The sequence below is a fragment of the Dehalobacterium formicoaceticum genome (genome assembly GCF_002224645.1).
GTDB classification, from domain to species: domain Bacteria; phylum Bacillota; class Dehalobacteriia; order Dehalobacteriales; family Dehalobacteriaceae; genus Dehalobacterium; species Dehalobacterium formicoaceticum.
Genome location: NZ_CP022121.1, coordinates 2,285,422 through 2,299,896, shown reverse-complemented (window position 1 = coordinate 2,299,896; position 14,475 = coordinate 2,285,422). Strand labels below are relative to the sequence as shown.

The window sequence follows — 14,475 nt, the reverse complement described above, 5'->3', positions numbered from 1 at the left end:
TCATCGTGAAACAATGCTCTTTGAAAACTAAATATGCTTATGAAACGACTAAATTTTTTTTTCTTAGTGGCCGAAAATTAAATGACTATATGGCCTAATTTTAAGTTGACAAATACAAAAATATCTGTTAATATAAATAAGCTGCTCTTTTATCTGCTTATCCAGCTCTTTATAGTTAATAAGCGTAATGATTGATGCCTTTATGATCTGATTAAACAAAACATTCGGGGAAAGCTCATCATATTCACAGCTAAGCTTACCAAGAATAAAGCTCTGTCTTTTCAAAGTGTCATTTACGGCTATTTTCCCCCTGAGCACAGGCAGTTCATCGGACACACAGATATATTCCCTGTTGAAACCACGTTTAATTAGAAGATTCAATCCATTTACGAGAATCTTTCCGAAGAGGTCATAGATGTTATCAAATTCCTCATTTGATAAATGGACATTGTCCCCTTCCTTTAAGACATCATAAACATAGCTGAGCATATAGTATATATTACGGATCGGTATCTCATTTGCCATTCATATCACCCCAGCAAGTAATCCATGTACTCCTGTGCCTTCTCTTCGTTGTCGAACCAGTATTCCGCGATAAGTGGGTTGATTTCATATTCAATAACACTCTGATACCAGTTCTCATCTGTGGAAGGATTACAGAAATAACTGTGTCCGATTCTAAATCCTCTGCCTAAATTACTGTCGGATGAAATTTGACTATTTAAATAGTTCAGCCTGCTGATAATCTTTTCTATTAAGTCCACATGAATTCCACTGTCCACCAGATGCTTTCTAAATGATTGTGTATTAAAAGCTGGCTCAATCTCGATAAAACAGAACCTTCTTCTAAGGGCATAATCAATCATCGCCAGAGAACGATCGGCAGTATTCATCATTCCGATAATAAATATGTTCTGTGGTACATAAAAACGGCTGTCCGGTTTGTATGTAAGGGGAACCGCAAACTTTGAGCCACGCTTATCATTTTCAATAAGCATTAGAAGCTCACCGAAAATTTTACTTAAATTCCCCCTGTTTATCTCATCAATAATAAAGTAATAATCCCGGTTAGGGTCATTAGCAGCCTTTATACAGAACTGATGGAAAATACCGTTTCTAAGTTCAAAGCCTCCACCTTCAACCGGTCTAAACCCCATAACAAAGTCTTCATAGGAATAGTTTTGATGGAACTGAACCATTTCTATTCTTGAATCATCAACAGATCCCATCAGTGAATAAGCTAGCCTTTTTGCAGCAAAGGTCTTTCCGACCCCAGGTGCCCCCTGCAATATTATGTTTTTCTTTCTATTCAGGAGAATTGCAATTTCACCATATTGTTGTTCTGAAATAAATACTTCATTTAAAAAGTCTTCCTTGGAGTACAATTCTAATAAACCTTTTGGACCTGCAGGCTCCTCTTCTTTAACCAAGTCCATAATAGCCTCATATTCCTCTTGAGTAAGCTTAAAAAGGCTCCCTCTTGGTGTTTTGAAGTACTCCATATTTTGTAGCTCATCGATTTCAAGCAGGTCACTGTATTTTGTCTATGGTAATCTAATAGTAGGCCACCGTAGTCATTGAAAAACCGGCCACAATAGATTAACCTACTTGAGAGGAAATTCAACAGGTAGGGGCTGGGAGAGATGATCACAATGAACATCAAGCAACAAATTTTAATGATGCATATTCATGAAGGGAAATCGCGCCGGGAAATTGCGAAAATAACAGGGATCAATCGGGACACCGTAGGAAAGTACATTGGACAATATGAGGAAGGGAGACAGCAATTATTGTCGAGCGGGTCGGCAGATATCCAGGCACTAGTCGACACCCTCACTTCTGCCCCCAAGTATACTGTGGGCATTCGACCCAAAAGAAAAATGACTGACGAGGTTGTGAACAGGATCCAGTTCTATCTTGACGAGAATGAAACTAAGCGAAATCAGGGGCGGCACAAGCAGCAAAAAAAAGCCATTGATATCTTTGAAGCACTGGAAGCCGAGGGTACTCAACTAAGTTACAGTACCGTTCTTCGAACCATTAGAAGCTTGGAACGGAAACCAAAGGAAGCGTTTATTAAGGCTCTGTATGAACTTGGAGACATTTGCGAATTTGATTGGGGTGAGGTTAAACTAAAAATTAATGGAAAATTTCAAGTTTTTCAGATGGCCGTATTCACAACGGCTTACGGGAACTATCGCTTTGCTTATCTGTTCACCAAACAAACAACAGAGTGTTTTCAGGAAGCACACGCCCTGTTTTTCCAGCATATCGGCCAAGTGTATCGTACCATGGTGTACGATAACATGAAAGTCGCGGTGAAAAGGTTTATTGGAACGGAGAAGGAGCCGACGCAAGGATTGCTTCAATTGTCGCTCTACTATGGTTTTCAGTATCGGTTTTGCAATATTCGCAAGGGCAACGAAAAAGGTCATGTGGAGCGAAGCGTCGAGGTCGTTCGCCGAAAAGCCTTCGCTTTTCGGGACGAATTTGAATCCCTGGAGGAGGCAAATCAATATTTGCAGGATGTGTGCACTAAGCGTAATCGTAAGTCCCATGATGAGTACAACGGCCAGACGGCGGAGGAACGATTGGAAGAAGAGCGCCCCGCATTGCTGCCCACCCTTCCACCATTTGATGCAGCTCGCGTGATTTATGGACGGGTGAACAAATATTCCACCATCATCGTTGATCAGAATCGTTACTCAGTACCGGATCATTTGGTAGGTGAATCGATCATGATTAAAGCATATGCGACCCGGGTGCGATGCTTCCATCAGGAATCCTTGGTAGCGGAGCATGTGCGATTAACCGGCAACCACGAGTGGCGGCTTGATCTGAATCATTATTTGGATACGCTAAGGAAAAAACCTGGTGCATTTGCCGGTAGTGCGGCATGGCAGCAGGCTCCTAAAAGGATAAAAGAAATATACGAAACATATTATACCAAACAAGACAAGGAATTTATACAGCTATTGCAATATATTCGAGACGATGTCCCATTTGCGGAAGTCGAGCAAGCTATTCGGGAGCTGGAGAAAATTCATCCGGCTCAAGTGACTACGGATAAAATTAAAGTGCTTTGTGCTAGGAATCGTGACGCGATGCCTGTTGTTCAACCAAATCTCTCGAAAACGGGAAAAGAGATTGTAGAGCGGTCAGCACAGCAGCTTCGCATGTACGATGACATGTTTGATACCCATACACCAAAAGCAAAGGAGGACGTTGCATGAGTAACGCGCCGCGCAAGGCGTTTAAGGAAGCGATATTGGAATATAGCAAAGAACTGAGACTCCCTATGATTCGTAAGCATTTGGATGAGCAAGTTCGGGAGTCAACGCAGCAGGATGCCAGTTATGAAGCATTTCTGGCGCAGTTACTGGAGAAGGAATGTGATGCTCGTCGGGAAGCCTCGCGGCATAATCGCATTCGTCTGGCTGAATTTACACATAAAAAGTACCTTGAAGATTTGGTCATCGCGGATTTGCCAGATGATGCCCAAAAGAAGTTAAAGCAGCTGAAAACATTAGAGTTTATTCAGGAGGGGCGCAACATTATTCTGGCGGGGAACCCGGGAACAGGCAAGACGCATGTGAGTATTGGGCTAGGCTTAAAGGCCTGCCTGGAGGGATATAAAGTATGGTTTACAACTGTTCCCCTCCTCATTAACCGGATTAAAGAATGCCGAGCAGAGCAAACTCTTCGAGCCTTCCAGAACCGCTTTGAAAAATATGATTTGGTTATTGCCGATGAAATGGGTTATATATCTTTTGATAAGGAAGGATCTGAATTATTGTTTACCCATTTGTCGCTGAGGGCTGGTCGCAAATCGACAATCATCACAACCAACTTATCCTTCGAACGATGGGGTGAAATTTTTCAGGATCCCGTGATGACGGCGGCCATGATTGACCGGTTGACGCATCAGTCATACATCGTCAACATGAATGGAAACTCGTACCGCATGAAAGAAACGAAGGAGTGGTTACAACAACAGCAACTGGCATGAAGAAAAAAACAATAACCCTGTATAAAGGTTTATCATGTTTTTGATAAACATTTATACAGGGTGTAACAAGCGATAGCGCGTTAGCATTCATCGTGAAACAATGCTCTTTGAAAACTAAATATGCTTATGAAACGACTAAATTTTTTTTCTTAGTGGCCGAAAATTAAATGACTATATGGCCTAATTTTAAGTTGACAAATACAAAAGTCCGGTCTTAACTCATCCGATGGCTCTATTGCTTGTTGTTGCAGCCCTGTCATGTGACGAAAAAATAATACAAAAGGCCTTAAGAATTGTAGACTATCATCTTCGTCGTAATTATTGCGCGTACAAATCCCACAGCTTAAAGAAATTAGCCGGCTGTATTAGTGAATAAATAAATTACGCTGTAGTGTTAAATTAACGAAACCGGAAACCGTAAGGGTTTTAGGCTTATCTAGACGAAAGTTAGTTTGAAAATACTGAAAAAATTTACTTTTTGTACATATTCCGACAATCTTTTTATTTTGATTCTGATATAATGAAGAAAATAACAAGATACCCTGAACAAGGATGCCTCGTGATGCTGTAACACCCTGACGTTTTGTAATTCGGCAATAATTACATCATCATAACGTAACTATTATCAATTCCTAAGTTTGAGTAGCTGTCCAGCGTTCAAAATAAATTATTTAAAGGAGTTGAAATTAATTTATGAAAAAGTTGAAAATTCTACTTGCTATTTCTCTGCTGTGTTTAAGTACTTTTTCGATCTCAGTATTTGCGGTTTCAACTGAACCAGTTGAAAGTTTAAAGGGAACCAATGGTAAAACAGTTAAGGTTATACACCAGGAATCAGTAAAAGTTTCAGATTCAATACTAGAAATGATGCTAAAAAATGCAAAAGATGCCATTGCGGAAGAAAAATCTAAAACTAATCAAGCTGAAAAAAATGCAAGTAATAATGGTACAACATACGATTATGTAACATTTGATGAAGATAATTATTACTTTTATGAAGAGTCTTTGAATTCTGATCCTGAATTAATCGTATATGACATTGACCAGCAGGATATTGCTGTCCAAGTTCAATCTTTCGATAGTACAATAACACCAATGGCTACTCAAACGGATTTCATTTCAGACGGAGTTGGCGGTAAGCAAAAAGTTACAAAAACAGGGACAAGTGGAAGTTACTTGAGTACTCAAATGACTCTTCCAACAAGTTCTCAAGTAAGCACTGATTTAACAAAGTATGCACCATATAATTATGGTGGGTTTGAATATACCCTTTCAGGTAATAATGGTATAGGCTCTTGGGCGGCAGATATGGGATTGCAACTCTATAATAATCTCGGCCCACAATCTAATGCTAGTGGCTGGAAACCATTAATAGTACTTAAAAAGAAGATAGGTATAGACTCATGGCAACAATATTCAATCATATTTCCTGACACCTTACATCAAGAGGGACAATATCACAATGGATATAAACCAGGATCTGCCCCTGTAATGTACTTCTGGTATAACTACAACGGTAAAGTCAGAATGAAAGTTGATGGAACAACTATATGCCCAACAAGGCACGGCACTACACTAGCAGACACTCATAATATAACAATAATGGAGTCATCCAGCAGTTGTAATCTTTCACAAATAACTACCTGGAAGTTATTATCAACTGTTGTATCCACAGATAATACAGGGAAAAACAAAGCAGTATTTTCAAACATTAAGGTTGATGGTGTTGCTGTTTCAAGTACATACTTTCCTACTCCAGAGCAAGACCATGCTTCTGTGACTAGAAGTAGCAATAATGTAACTATTGTTGTTGACTCTAGTATTTATCAATTTTAAGAATAATGGTATAATAAGGGTAAAAATCACACTTAATATGGTGTGATTTTTACCCAAGACTGGAGGATGAAATATGAAAAACACTCGTAATCTTTTTATAATATTGACCTTTTGCACACTCTTTCTATACAGTGGTATAAGTATTGCCAATGCTGACTACCCCCCTAGCGTGCATCCTAGTGTTTATGTAAATGACGAAAAGTTGGATATCTATACATCTTGTGTTAAAGATGTAACTGTAGTTCCATGTAGGCCAATATTTGAAAAATACAATATGACTCTTTTATGGGATGGTAAAACAAAAACAGTAACGGCAACTAAAGGTAATACAATCATTAAGTTAACTCATAATTCTTTGGATGCCGATGTAAATGGTAATATTGTTAAGTTACTTCAAGCACCATCATTTGATACCACAACAGGGATATTCTATGTTCCCATAAGATTAATCTCAGAAGTACTAAATGGCACTGTAACTTGGGAAAAAACGTCTGAAACTGAGGCAACCATATATATAAAATTCCCTAATCAGAACTAAATTGAAGGGTTATAATATGATATATAATATGTTTGGGTACACTATGTTAAGACTATACCACTGAACAACTAAAGCCTCGATAAGAGAACGGGTGGTGCTTTAAAACTTATCGTGCCTGACACCAGATTTTCATGACACCAGATTATCAACTTATTGACATTCAACATCTAAGACAGTCTACAAATTTCAAAACAGCTTGCTTGTTAATTAAAAACTAACATAGCAAGCTGTTTTTAAGGTTTTAAATCATGGTACTTACTGTACAACTTGTATTGTGTTGATATGTTTGCCCCCCGTATAAATATGAGTCGCACAAGAGATACAAGGGTCAAAAGAGCGGATTGTTCTGCCTATTTCTATGGGATTATTAATATCCCTGATCGGGGTACCGATCAGCGCCTCTTCGGCAGTTCCTTTCACTTCACTATTGCTTCGGGTTGAAAGGTTCCAGGCAGATGGGGTGATGATCTGGTAAAATGAAATAACCTGATCATTCACTCTCAACCAATGCCCTAAAGCACCTCTCGTAGTGTCAATTAAACCTTTTCCCATGGCTGTTTCCGGAATAGTATACTCCTTTTGCACTGATACTCCAGGTATCAGGTTATCAATCAGGATATTCATAATTGAAGCGATCTTTCTAACTTCTAATACTCTGGCGATCGTCCTGTCCATGGTTGAGATGCCATTTCTGTATTCTCCGGAAAGCCAAAGCCTGGCCAAGGGTCCAGTCTCGAAGGGCAGATTGTTATATCTGGGAGCCTTGACCCATGAATATGCCTGAGCTTTGTTCATATCAGCTCTCGGATCAGCTTCAAAAGGTTTATCCCCATTTTTTGTGTCCTTTTGTGTGTCCTGATACCAGGCATAATCAATTTCTTCAGTAATGTCATCCGGATTGAATACCCTTGTTTTACCCCCAGTGTAAACAAGAGGATCCACATACAAAGTTCCCAAATCCTGATAGCCATTGAAACAGCCAAAGCTTAAAAGGTTCCCATAACCCCTTCCCATAGAAAAATACTCACTATAATACTCGGCAATGGTATTTACGTCAGGGAGCATTCGATCATTAATAAATTTATCTATGGCATGCAGAATGGATTTTATTTTAATAATTTTATCAGTGGTTGCCTGTGTGGTAATCCCACCGATAAACACGCCATGATTATGGGGAGCTTTCCCGCCAAGTACAGCAAGCATTTCATGGGCACTCCGGCTTAAATCCAGAGAATCAAAGTAATCCTTGACCAATCTGTCATTCTTCTCTCTGGGCAGTCTGAAATCATAATGATCTGCCTTAAACAGGGGATAATCTTCGGGCAGCTTCACAAAATCCGGGATGGTATATTGATAAAAATGGCGGATATGGTTTTGCAGAAATTCGCAGCCATGGATAATGTCTCTTAAGTATCTACCCTGCTCAGATGGGACAACACCAAGGGCATCCTCCAAGGCAAGAGTGGAAGCCATAGAATGAGCAGTTGAACAAATTCCGCAAATACGCTGGGTGAAATATACTGCATCAAAGGGATTCCTGCCATTTAGCATCTTTTCAAATCCACGAAACATCAGTCCTGCTGTTTTAGCATCCACAACCTGGTTATTTTCAATATCCGCTTGAATTTCCATGAATCCGCTGATCCGGGTAACGGGATTAATCACGATTTTCTTGGTCATCATTAACCTCTCTTGTGGAATTTCTTGTGGTATTATAGCTAATAAAAGGCTCCATGGCATCAGGGAAGCCAAATTGCGCACAACCAATGCAAGGAGTGTCATCCTCAACCGGCCAGTTCACATACTCATTCCACTGCCTGATCGGACAGTCTGTGCGTGTTACCGGTCCGCGGCAGCCCAATTTGAACATACAGGTTTTATCCCCCAGCTTTTCCGCAAAGATGCCCTGATCAAAATATGACCGACGGGGGCACCTGTCATGAATCAAGGTGCTGTAAAACAAAAGAGGTCTATCCCTGCTGTCCAGCTCCGGTTCTCCATAGAGCAAGATATGGGCTAATGTCCCCATAAACCAGTCCGGATGACAGGGGCATCCCGTCAGCTTGATCACCTTTCGATTTAATACACTCTGAACACCGACACACTCAGCCGGATTCGGCCTTGCTGCTGAAACACCTCCATGGGTGGCACAGGCGCCGATGGCAATAACATATGATGCCTCAGCACCAAGGATCTGAACAGCATCAAGGGCAGTTACCGCTTTTCCATTCAGGCGGCCGATGATGTTATACAGGCCGTTATTCTTCGTCGCCACCGCACCTTCAACCGCAAAAATAAAGTCACTTCCCAGCACACCAAATAACTGCTCCATGGCATTCTGCCCTTCACTGGCTGAAAGACTGTTATTAAAGATAAAATAAGTCATCTGTGAGATTAAGTACTTGAAATCAGGATTTGACCCGTCCAGAAGGGAGATGATATTTCCGGAACACCCCGTCAGCTCCAGCCACACAAAATTCTTTTTCTTTATAGCACCCTGTCTGATTTGTGTCTTAACAGTATCCACAAGTGTTGCGGCCGTGTTGAGCCTTTCTTGATATTCAGGGCAGGTAATGCTTCTCTTACTCATTTCACACCAACTTTCCAACTACTTTTAACTTACTTAATATCGGCTGACCTCCATGGCAGGTTGCAAATTCATTGGTCAGGTCATTGCCCGCCGTCAAGCCAAAGTGGGTTGCAGCTGCCCAAGTTGCATTGTTCGTAACATCATAAACAATACCGTTTACCCCAATATATGCGGGGTTGCCATCCTTCCCATCATACTGGGATAACTCTGGCAATGTAAATGTTGATTGATTTCCTGCTGATGTTGGTATTAGTGGCGTAGGTGGCTCTGCTTCAGGAGTGGCTTTTATAACAGCTTCAAGCTTGAGAATTCTATCTCTTAAATGATCCAGGATCAGATTTCTAGAATAAACACAGGGAGCTGCATATAATAAGGTGATATCATAGTAAATTTCCCCAATAATACGATCCAGGTTTTGGCCCAAAAAATCTCCCTCCCTCATGTTTTCCCCTCCCCGGCAATAAACAGATTTCTTAACATATCCTGGGCAGCATCTGACCTTCAAGTATGGGGACGATCCGTTTACCTCCGATCAATGTTTTCATAGATACCATCCCCTGATGTCCTGAAGTAAACCGCCCGATGATCTGAGCTTCCCCACAGTAGTCAAGTGCTTTTATCTGGTGCAGCATTTTCTCTCCCCAGCCTTTTTCAGCCACAATCAGCATCCTTCCTTCAGAGGCAAGATATAAAGGATCAATGCCCAGAATATCACCAATGGCATCTACTTCACTTTTTACCGGAATTGCCTTTTCATTAAGTTCTACTTCCAATGCCTGTTCTGCCGCTATTTCATTTAATGAAGTTGCGATTCCACCCCGGGTAGGGTCTTTCATTAGTTTTACATGTTTAAGATGCTCACCCAACCCATTGATCAGAAAAGACATCGGTGCACAGTCACTTGTTAGCTTTGTTTCCATACCCAGATCATATCTGGCTAAAAGTATGGATGTTCCGTGCTCTCCTATCCCACCGGTGATAATAATCTCATCTCCCGGTTCTGCCTGCTGGGGATGATAATTATCTGACACGATCCCTATTCCCGAAGTGTTGATAAAAAGACCATCCACATTTCCTCTTTCTACTACCTTGGTATCCCCGGTTACTATTTTCGCACCAGTCTCCTGACAAATATCACTCATTGATTTTGCGATTAGGTGCAGCTTTTCCATACTGAAGCCTTCTTCGATGATAAAGCCGGCACTTAAAAATAATGGTCTAGCCCCAGCTGTTGCCAGATCGTTAATGGTTCCGCATACGGCCAGTTTTCCGATGTTTCCTCCCCTGAAAAACAAGGGCTTAACCACAAAACTGTCCGTAGTAAAGGCGAGTTTATGCTGCCCGGCTTCAAAGACGAAGGAATCCGGCATGCTATTTGAAAGGGGTTCATCAAAATATTGATAAAATAGATTTCTGATTAAGCCCTGGGTATCGACGCCACCATCTCCATGAGCAAGATTGATTTTTTCATCAATATTTATATCCAATTTTTCAGCCATTTTTCCCATCCCCCCCAAACTTGAAGTGAGCTGCACAGGCTCCTTCTGAGGATACCATACATGGGCCCGAAGGATGTTCCGGTGTACAGATTGACCCAAAAAGACGGCATTCCTTGGGCAGTTTTAGGCCAAGCAGGATTTCGCTGCACAGGCAGTTTAGAGGACTTGAGTATTGCTCGTTCTTAATCTCAAACCTTTTAACCGCGTCCAGATACCGATACTGATCATTCAACACCAAGGCTGAATTCCTGATGGTGCCAATCCCTCTCCATTCTCCGTCCGCTATATCAAATACTTCATTAATCATTTGTTGAGCGATGGGATTACCATTAGGGGTAACACACCGCTGATACAAATTCACAAACTTCTTATCCCTTTTTCCCGTAAGCTGTTCAAGGAGCCGACATATCCCTGCTGCGATATCCTGACTTTCAAAACCGCATACTACCGCCGGAATACCAAATTCCTCAGTGATAAATCTGAAATGTTCTGCTCCTGTAATTGATGCCACATGACCGGGACAAATCATAGCATTGATTTTATTTCTCTCATCCTGCAAAATAAACCGGATAACTGGTTCCATGCGTTTTAAGGCGGTCAGAAAGAAGAGATTATCAAGGCCTCCCGCCTTTGCCTGCTTCACGGTCACCCCAATCAGGGGTGCTGTGGTTTCAAATCCCACGGCGACAAATACGACTAACTTATCTCTATGATGTGCTGCAATATTTAATGCATCTTCAGGTGAATAGACCACAGTTATTTGGGCACCTTGCGCTTTTTTATCTGACAGGCTAAAGCATGTTCCTTGCACCTTCATCATATCGCCAAAGGTTACCAGAATCACGTCTTCCCTATCTGCTATTGAGATCATGATATCGATATAATATTCAGGGGTAACGCAAACCGGACAGCCGGGTCCGGACAAAAGAAGTATTTCTTGGGGCAGCAAATACCTGATTCCGGATTTTGCAATGGCGCGAGTATGGGTTCCGCAAACCTCCATAATACGCATACTCTGACCAGATAAACCAGATATATCTTCAAAAACCCGGTTTAAGCGCTCGATGATGGGCTCTATAATGCTCTGATCATTCATTTCCTGTATCATTTCCTGTATCATTTCCTGTCCCCTCCAGCATTTCATCAAGCGTCTCATTTAAAAAGCGAAAATATTCCACGTCTATTTTTTCAATGGCAAAGCCTGCATGAACCAAGATGTAGTCGCCAGGGATAGGAGCATCAATCAACTGAATATTTATTCTTTGCCCCACCCCCTTTGTTTCCGCCCAGGCGTGCCTTTCATCAATCTTGACAATTCTTGCTGGAACCGCCAGGCACATAGTTTCCCTCCTTTATCATGTGAGCTGCAGCTACTGCTTGCCCCAAGGCAATCCCCCCGTCATTAGTGGGGATCTTCCTATGGTAATAAGTTCTAAAGCCCCGCTCCTTTAGTCCTACCTTCAGGTTTCTTAACAGATAGGTGTTTTCAAACACCCCGCCGCTTAAAACGACATTGTTGATACCCCGTTTTTTTCTTATTTTACAGACACAGTCTATGGTAGCTGCACAAACTGTATTATGGAATTTAGCTGAGATATATCCAGGTGTCTTGCCCTCCTTGCCCTCCTTGCCCCCCTTTATGTCACTCAAAATACCTGATAATATTTCCTTATATCCGATTTCTAACTTCTCTTCTTTTTTATCTGTTTTTTCATCGATTTCTTCATCAATTTTTTCATCGATGAAATAGGGATAAAAATCTGTTAAATCTGTTACCTCCGCTGCTATGGCATTTTCCAATTCTATCGCGGCCTGAGCGTCATAAGTAATATGGGTTTTTCCCATGACCAGGGCCGCTGCACAGTCAAACAACCTACCCATACTTGACGATTGGAAACAGTTAATATTATTACTGATTGCGCTTTCTATCATTTTGACTTTTAAACTTGAAACACTGGCAAGATATTCCTTGCTCTCAACGCCCATAGCATATAAATAGGAAGCAGCTGATTTCCAAGGTTCTTTAACAGCACTATCCCCACCCTGCAACGTTACGTACTTCCAGTGCCCCACCCGCGCGAACTTGCCTTTTGAACCCTTTGAACCAATGGAACCAACCAGAAATTCCCCGCCCCAGATCGCTCCATCTGTGCCTAATCCTGTTCCGTCATAGATAATTCCGATGGCATCCTCTGTCAGGCTGTTTTCCGCCATGCAAGCGGCCATATGGGCATGATGATGCTGGATCGGGATTTTTGCGGCAGACTGCTTCATCGCCCACTGGGTGGAAAGATATCCAGGATGTAAGTCATGGGCAATAAATTGGGGTTCTGCTCCAAGCAATACCTGCATGTTTTTCATGACCTGAAGATATTCTTGATATGAATTCATGTCATCCAGGTTGCCTAGATACTGGGTGGCATGGGCAAAACCTAGATGCAACAGACATAGTGATGATTTTTGTTCCGCACCCATTGCCATAATTTCGCATTCTGAGTCTGAGTTAATCTGTAAGGCAGAAGGGGCATAACCTCTGGCACTTCTGCTGACCATTACCTCCTCATCAATAATCCACACTACGGAATCATCGATCGGGGTAAGAATTTCCCGATCATGGATCAGGAAAAAATCTACGATATCTCTAAGTTCTGCTAGTGCCGCCCCATCCTGGTAGCATATCGGCATCCCGCTGACATTGCCGCTGGTCATAATAAGGTATGGAAGATCTTCTTGAAAAAGGAGATGATGCAGAGGGGTATAGGGGAGCATCACTCCCAGACGGTTAATCCCGGGAGCAATATTCTTAGGCAGGATTTCCGGGAATCTCTTTTTAAGGAGTACAATGGGTCTTTGAATGCTGGTCAGTGTTTCTTCTTCTTTATCGGTTACCCGACAGATTAACCTAGCAGCTTCCAGACTTGCGGGCATTACGGCTAGTGGTTTCTCCGGTCTTCTTTTCCTTTTACGCAGCAGATCTATGGCTTTTTCGTCCTGGGCATTGCAGGCAATGTGATACCCGCCAAGCCCCTTGATCCCAATCAATCTCCCATCACGAAGCAATTGTACGGCAGCAGCAACAGGATGAATACTGCCACTATCCAGTTGCTTGCCTTTACTGTCCATCAGAGTCAGCTTTGGCCCGCAATCAGGGCAGCAGTTTGATTGGGCATGAAATCTTCTGTTATCCGGACTTTCGTATTCACTCCTGCATGCAGGGCACATTTCGAAAGCCGCCATGGAGGTGTTGACCCGGTCATAGGGTAATGTTTTTATGATGGAGTATCTGGGACCACAGGTGGTGCAGTTGGTGAAAGGGTACAGATACCTGCGATTTGTCTGATCACTGATTTCTTTGATACATTGATCACAAATTGCCGTATCAGGAGGGATAAATCCTGGAAGTTGATTGTCTGAAGAATCTGAAGAACTGGTGATAATTGAGAAATTAGGATATTCCCCATAACATTGGGGTTTAATTTTGATCCTGTTAATTTTTGCACCGGCAGGAGGGTTCTCCGACAAGGCCTTAAGGAATTCCCGAATGCTTATTCTGCGACCGGCAATCTCCATCACTACCCCTGAGCCCTGATTGCTTACCCATCCTCTCAGGCCCAAATGTTCTGCTGTTTTAAAAATATATGGTCTCATGCCCACTCCCTGAACAATACCGGTGATATAAACAGTGTAACTTGCCAAATCATACATCGGTTCATTCATTGGTTCATTCTTCGGTTCATACATCGGTCGACTCACCTTCAATGCTCTTAATAACGGCATTGAGTTTGCCCACATCCTGCTTTTCAATAATAATTTCTGTCCATGCACCCAGCAGATCACTACCCTCACTATTTCCCTCACAAAAATGTTCACGCAGGCTGTTTTCACTGATATGACTATCGGTATGCACAGCAATATGTACTTTATTTAGTTTTAAGATCTTGTTTTCCCGGCAAAGCTTCAGCAGTGTCTCAAATATTCTCTCATTTAAAAAAGTATCGTGCAT

General features: G+C 41.8%; 14 protein-coding genes. 4 read left to right on the top strand and 10 right to left on the bottom strand.

All coding sequences use genetic code 11. The features are described from left to right. Positions 1-63 precede the first annotated feature (63 nt). Together CEQ75_RS11170 and CEQ75_RS11165 are read right to left on the bottom strand one after the other, a co-directional pair. Entirely contained in the window at positions 64-525 is a 462-nt protein-coding gene (locus CEQ75_RS11170; RefSeq protein ID WP_089610670.1) for a 5-methylcytosine restriction system specificity protein McrC, read from the bottom strand. Between the two features lie 5 nt (positions 526-530). Next, positions 531-1,502: an AAA family ATPase gene (locus CEQ75_RS11165; RefSeq protein ID WP_089610668.1), complete on the bottom strand. Its 972-nt coding sequence runs from the start codon at positions 1,500-1,502 to the stop codon at positions 531-533. 141 nt (positions 1,503-1,643) lie between these two features. Here CEQ75_RS11165 and istA point away from each other — a divergent pair, with 141 nt between their 5' ends. The 4 genes from istA to CEQ75_RS11145 all read left to right on the top strand — a co-directional run bounded on the left by istA (position 1,644) and on the right by CEQ75_RS11145 (position 6,383). Beyond that, positions 1,644-3,233: an IS21 family transposase gene (gene istA / locus CEQ75_RS11160; RefSeq protein ID WP_089608934.1), complete on the top strand. Its 1,590-nt coding sequence runs from the start codon at positions 1,644-1,646 to the stop codon at positions 3,231-3,233. Next, on the top strand, positions 3,230-4,009 hold the full coding sequence (gene istB, locus CEQ75_RS11155; protein ID WP_089608935.1) for an IS21-like element helper ATPase IstB: 780 nt from the start codon (positions 3,230-3,232) through the stop codon (positions 4,007-4,009). The genes istA and istB overlap by 4 nt, the downstream gene beginning before the upstream one ends. A 693-nt stretch (positions 4,010-4,702) precedes the next feature. Next, the gene (locus CEQ75_RS11150; protein ID WP_089610666.1) at positions 4,703-5,845 is read left to right on the top strand and encodes a YrpD family protein; all 1,143 of its coding nucleotides are present in this window, start codon (positions 4,703-4,705) and stop codon (positions 5,843-5,845) included. Between the two features lie 73 nt (positions 5,846-5,918). Further along, positions 5,919-6,383 carry a copper amine oxidase N-terminal domain-containing protein gene (locus CEQ75_RS11145; RefSeq protein ID WP_089610663.1) on the top strand — a complete coding sequence of 155 codons (465 nt, stop codon included), beginning with the start codon at positions 5,919-5,921 and terminating at the stop codon, positions 6,381-6,383. Positions 6,384-6,638: 255 nt separating this feature from the next. Here the strand turns inward: CEQ75_RS11145 and CEQ75_RS11140 are convergent, their stop codons facing one another. From CEQ75_RS11140 to CEQ75_RS11105, 8 genes are read right to left on the bottom strand one after another with little or no spacing between them, the layout of a single operon-like run. Continuing rightward, the gene (locus CEQ75_RS11140; protein WP_089610661.1) at positions 6,639-8,063 is read right to left on the bottom strand and encodes a nickel-dependent hydrogenase large subunit; all 1,425 of its coding nucleotides are present in this window, start codon (positions 8,061-8,063) and stop codon (positions 6,639-6,641) included. Next, positions 8,041-8,973, bottom strand: coding sequence for a hydrogenase small subunit (locus tag CEQ75_RS11135; RefSeq protein ID WP_089610659.1), 933 nt, complete (start codon positions 8,971-8,973; stop codon positions 8,041-8,043). The genes CEQ75_RS11140 and CEQ75_RS11135 overlap by 23 nt, the downstream gene beginning before the upstream one ends. A 1-nt stretch (position 8,974) precedes the next feature. Next, the gene (locus CEQ75_RS11130; protein ID WP_089610657.1) at positions 8,975-9,415 is read right to left on the bottom strand and encodes a cytochrome b5 domain-containing protein; all 441 of its coding nucleotides are present in this window, start codon (positions 9,413-9,415) and stop codon (positions 8,975-8,977) included. Positions 9,416-9,446: 31 nt separating this feature from the next. Then, positions 9,447-10,472 carry a hydrogenase expression/formation protein HypE gene (hypE, locus tag CEQ75_RS11125; protein ID WP_276538662.1) on the bottom strand — a complete coding sequence of 342 codons (1,026 nt, stop codon included), beginning with the start codon at positions 10,470-10,472 and terminating at the stop codon, positions 9,447-9,449. Beyond that, on the bottom strand, positions 10,465-11,592 hold the full coding sequence (gene hypD, locus CEQ75_RS11120) for a hydrogenase formation protein HypD (RefSeq protein WP_242965134.1): 1,128 nt from the start codon (positions 11,590-11,592) through the stop codon (positions 10,465-10,467). The genes hypE and hypD overlap by 8 nt, the downstream gene beginning before the upstream one ends. Further along, the gene (locus CEQ75_RS11115; protein ID WP_089610655.1) at positions 11,561-11,812 is read right to left on the bottom strand and encodes a HypC/HybG/HupF family hydrogenase formation chaperone; all 252 of its coding nucleotides are present in this window, start codon (positions 11,810-11,812) and stop codon (positions 11,561-11,563) included. Before CEQ75_RS11115 ends, hypD begins: the two co-directional genes overlap by 32 nt. Beyond that, the gene (gene hypF / locus CEQ75_RS11110) at positions 11,775-14,213 is read right to left on the bottom strand and encodes a carbamoyltransferase HypF (RefSeq protein ID WP_157677427.1); all 2,439 of its coding nucleotides are present in this window, start codon (positions 14,211-14,213) and stop codon (positions 11,775-11,777) included. The genes CEQ75_RS11115 and hypF overlap by 38 nt, the downstream gene beginning before the upstream one ends. Further along, complete coding sequence (locus CEQ75_RS11105) at positions 14,206-14,475, bottom strand: hypothetical protein (protein ID WP_089610651.1); 270 nt, start codon at positions 14,473-14,475, stop codon at positions 14,206-14,208. The genes hypF and CEQ75_RS11105 overlap by 8 nt, the downstream gene beginning before the upstream one ends.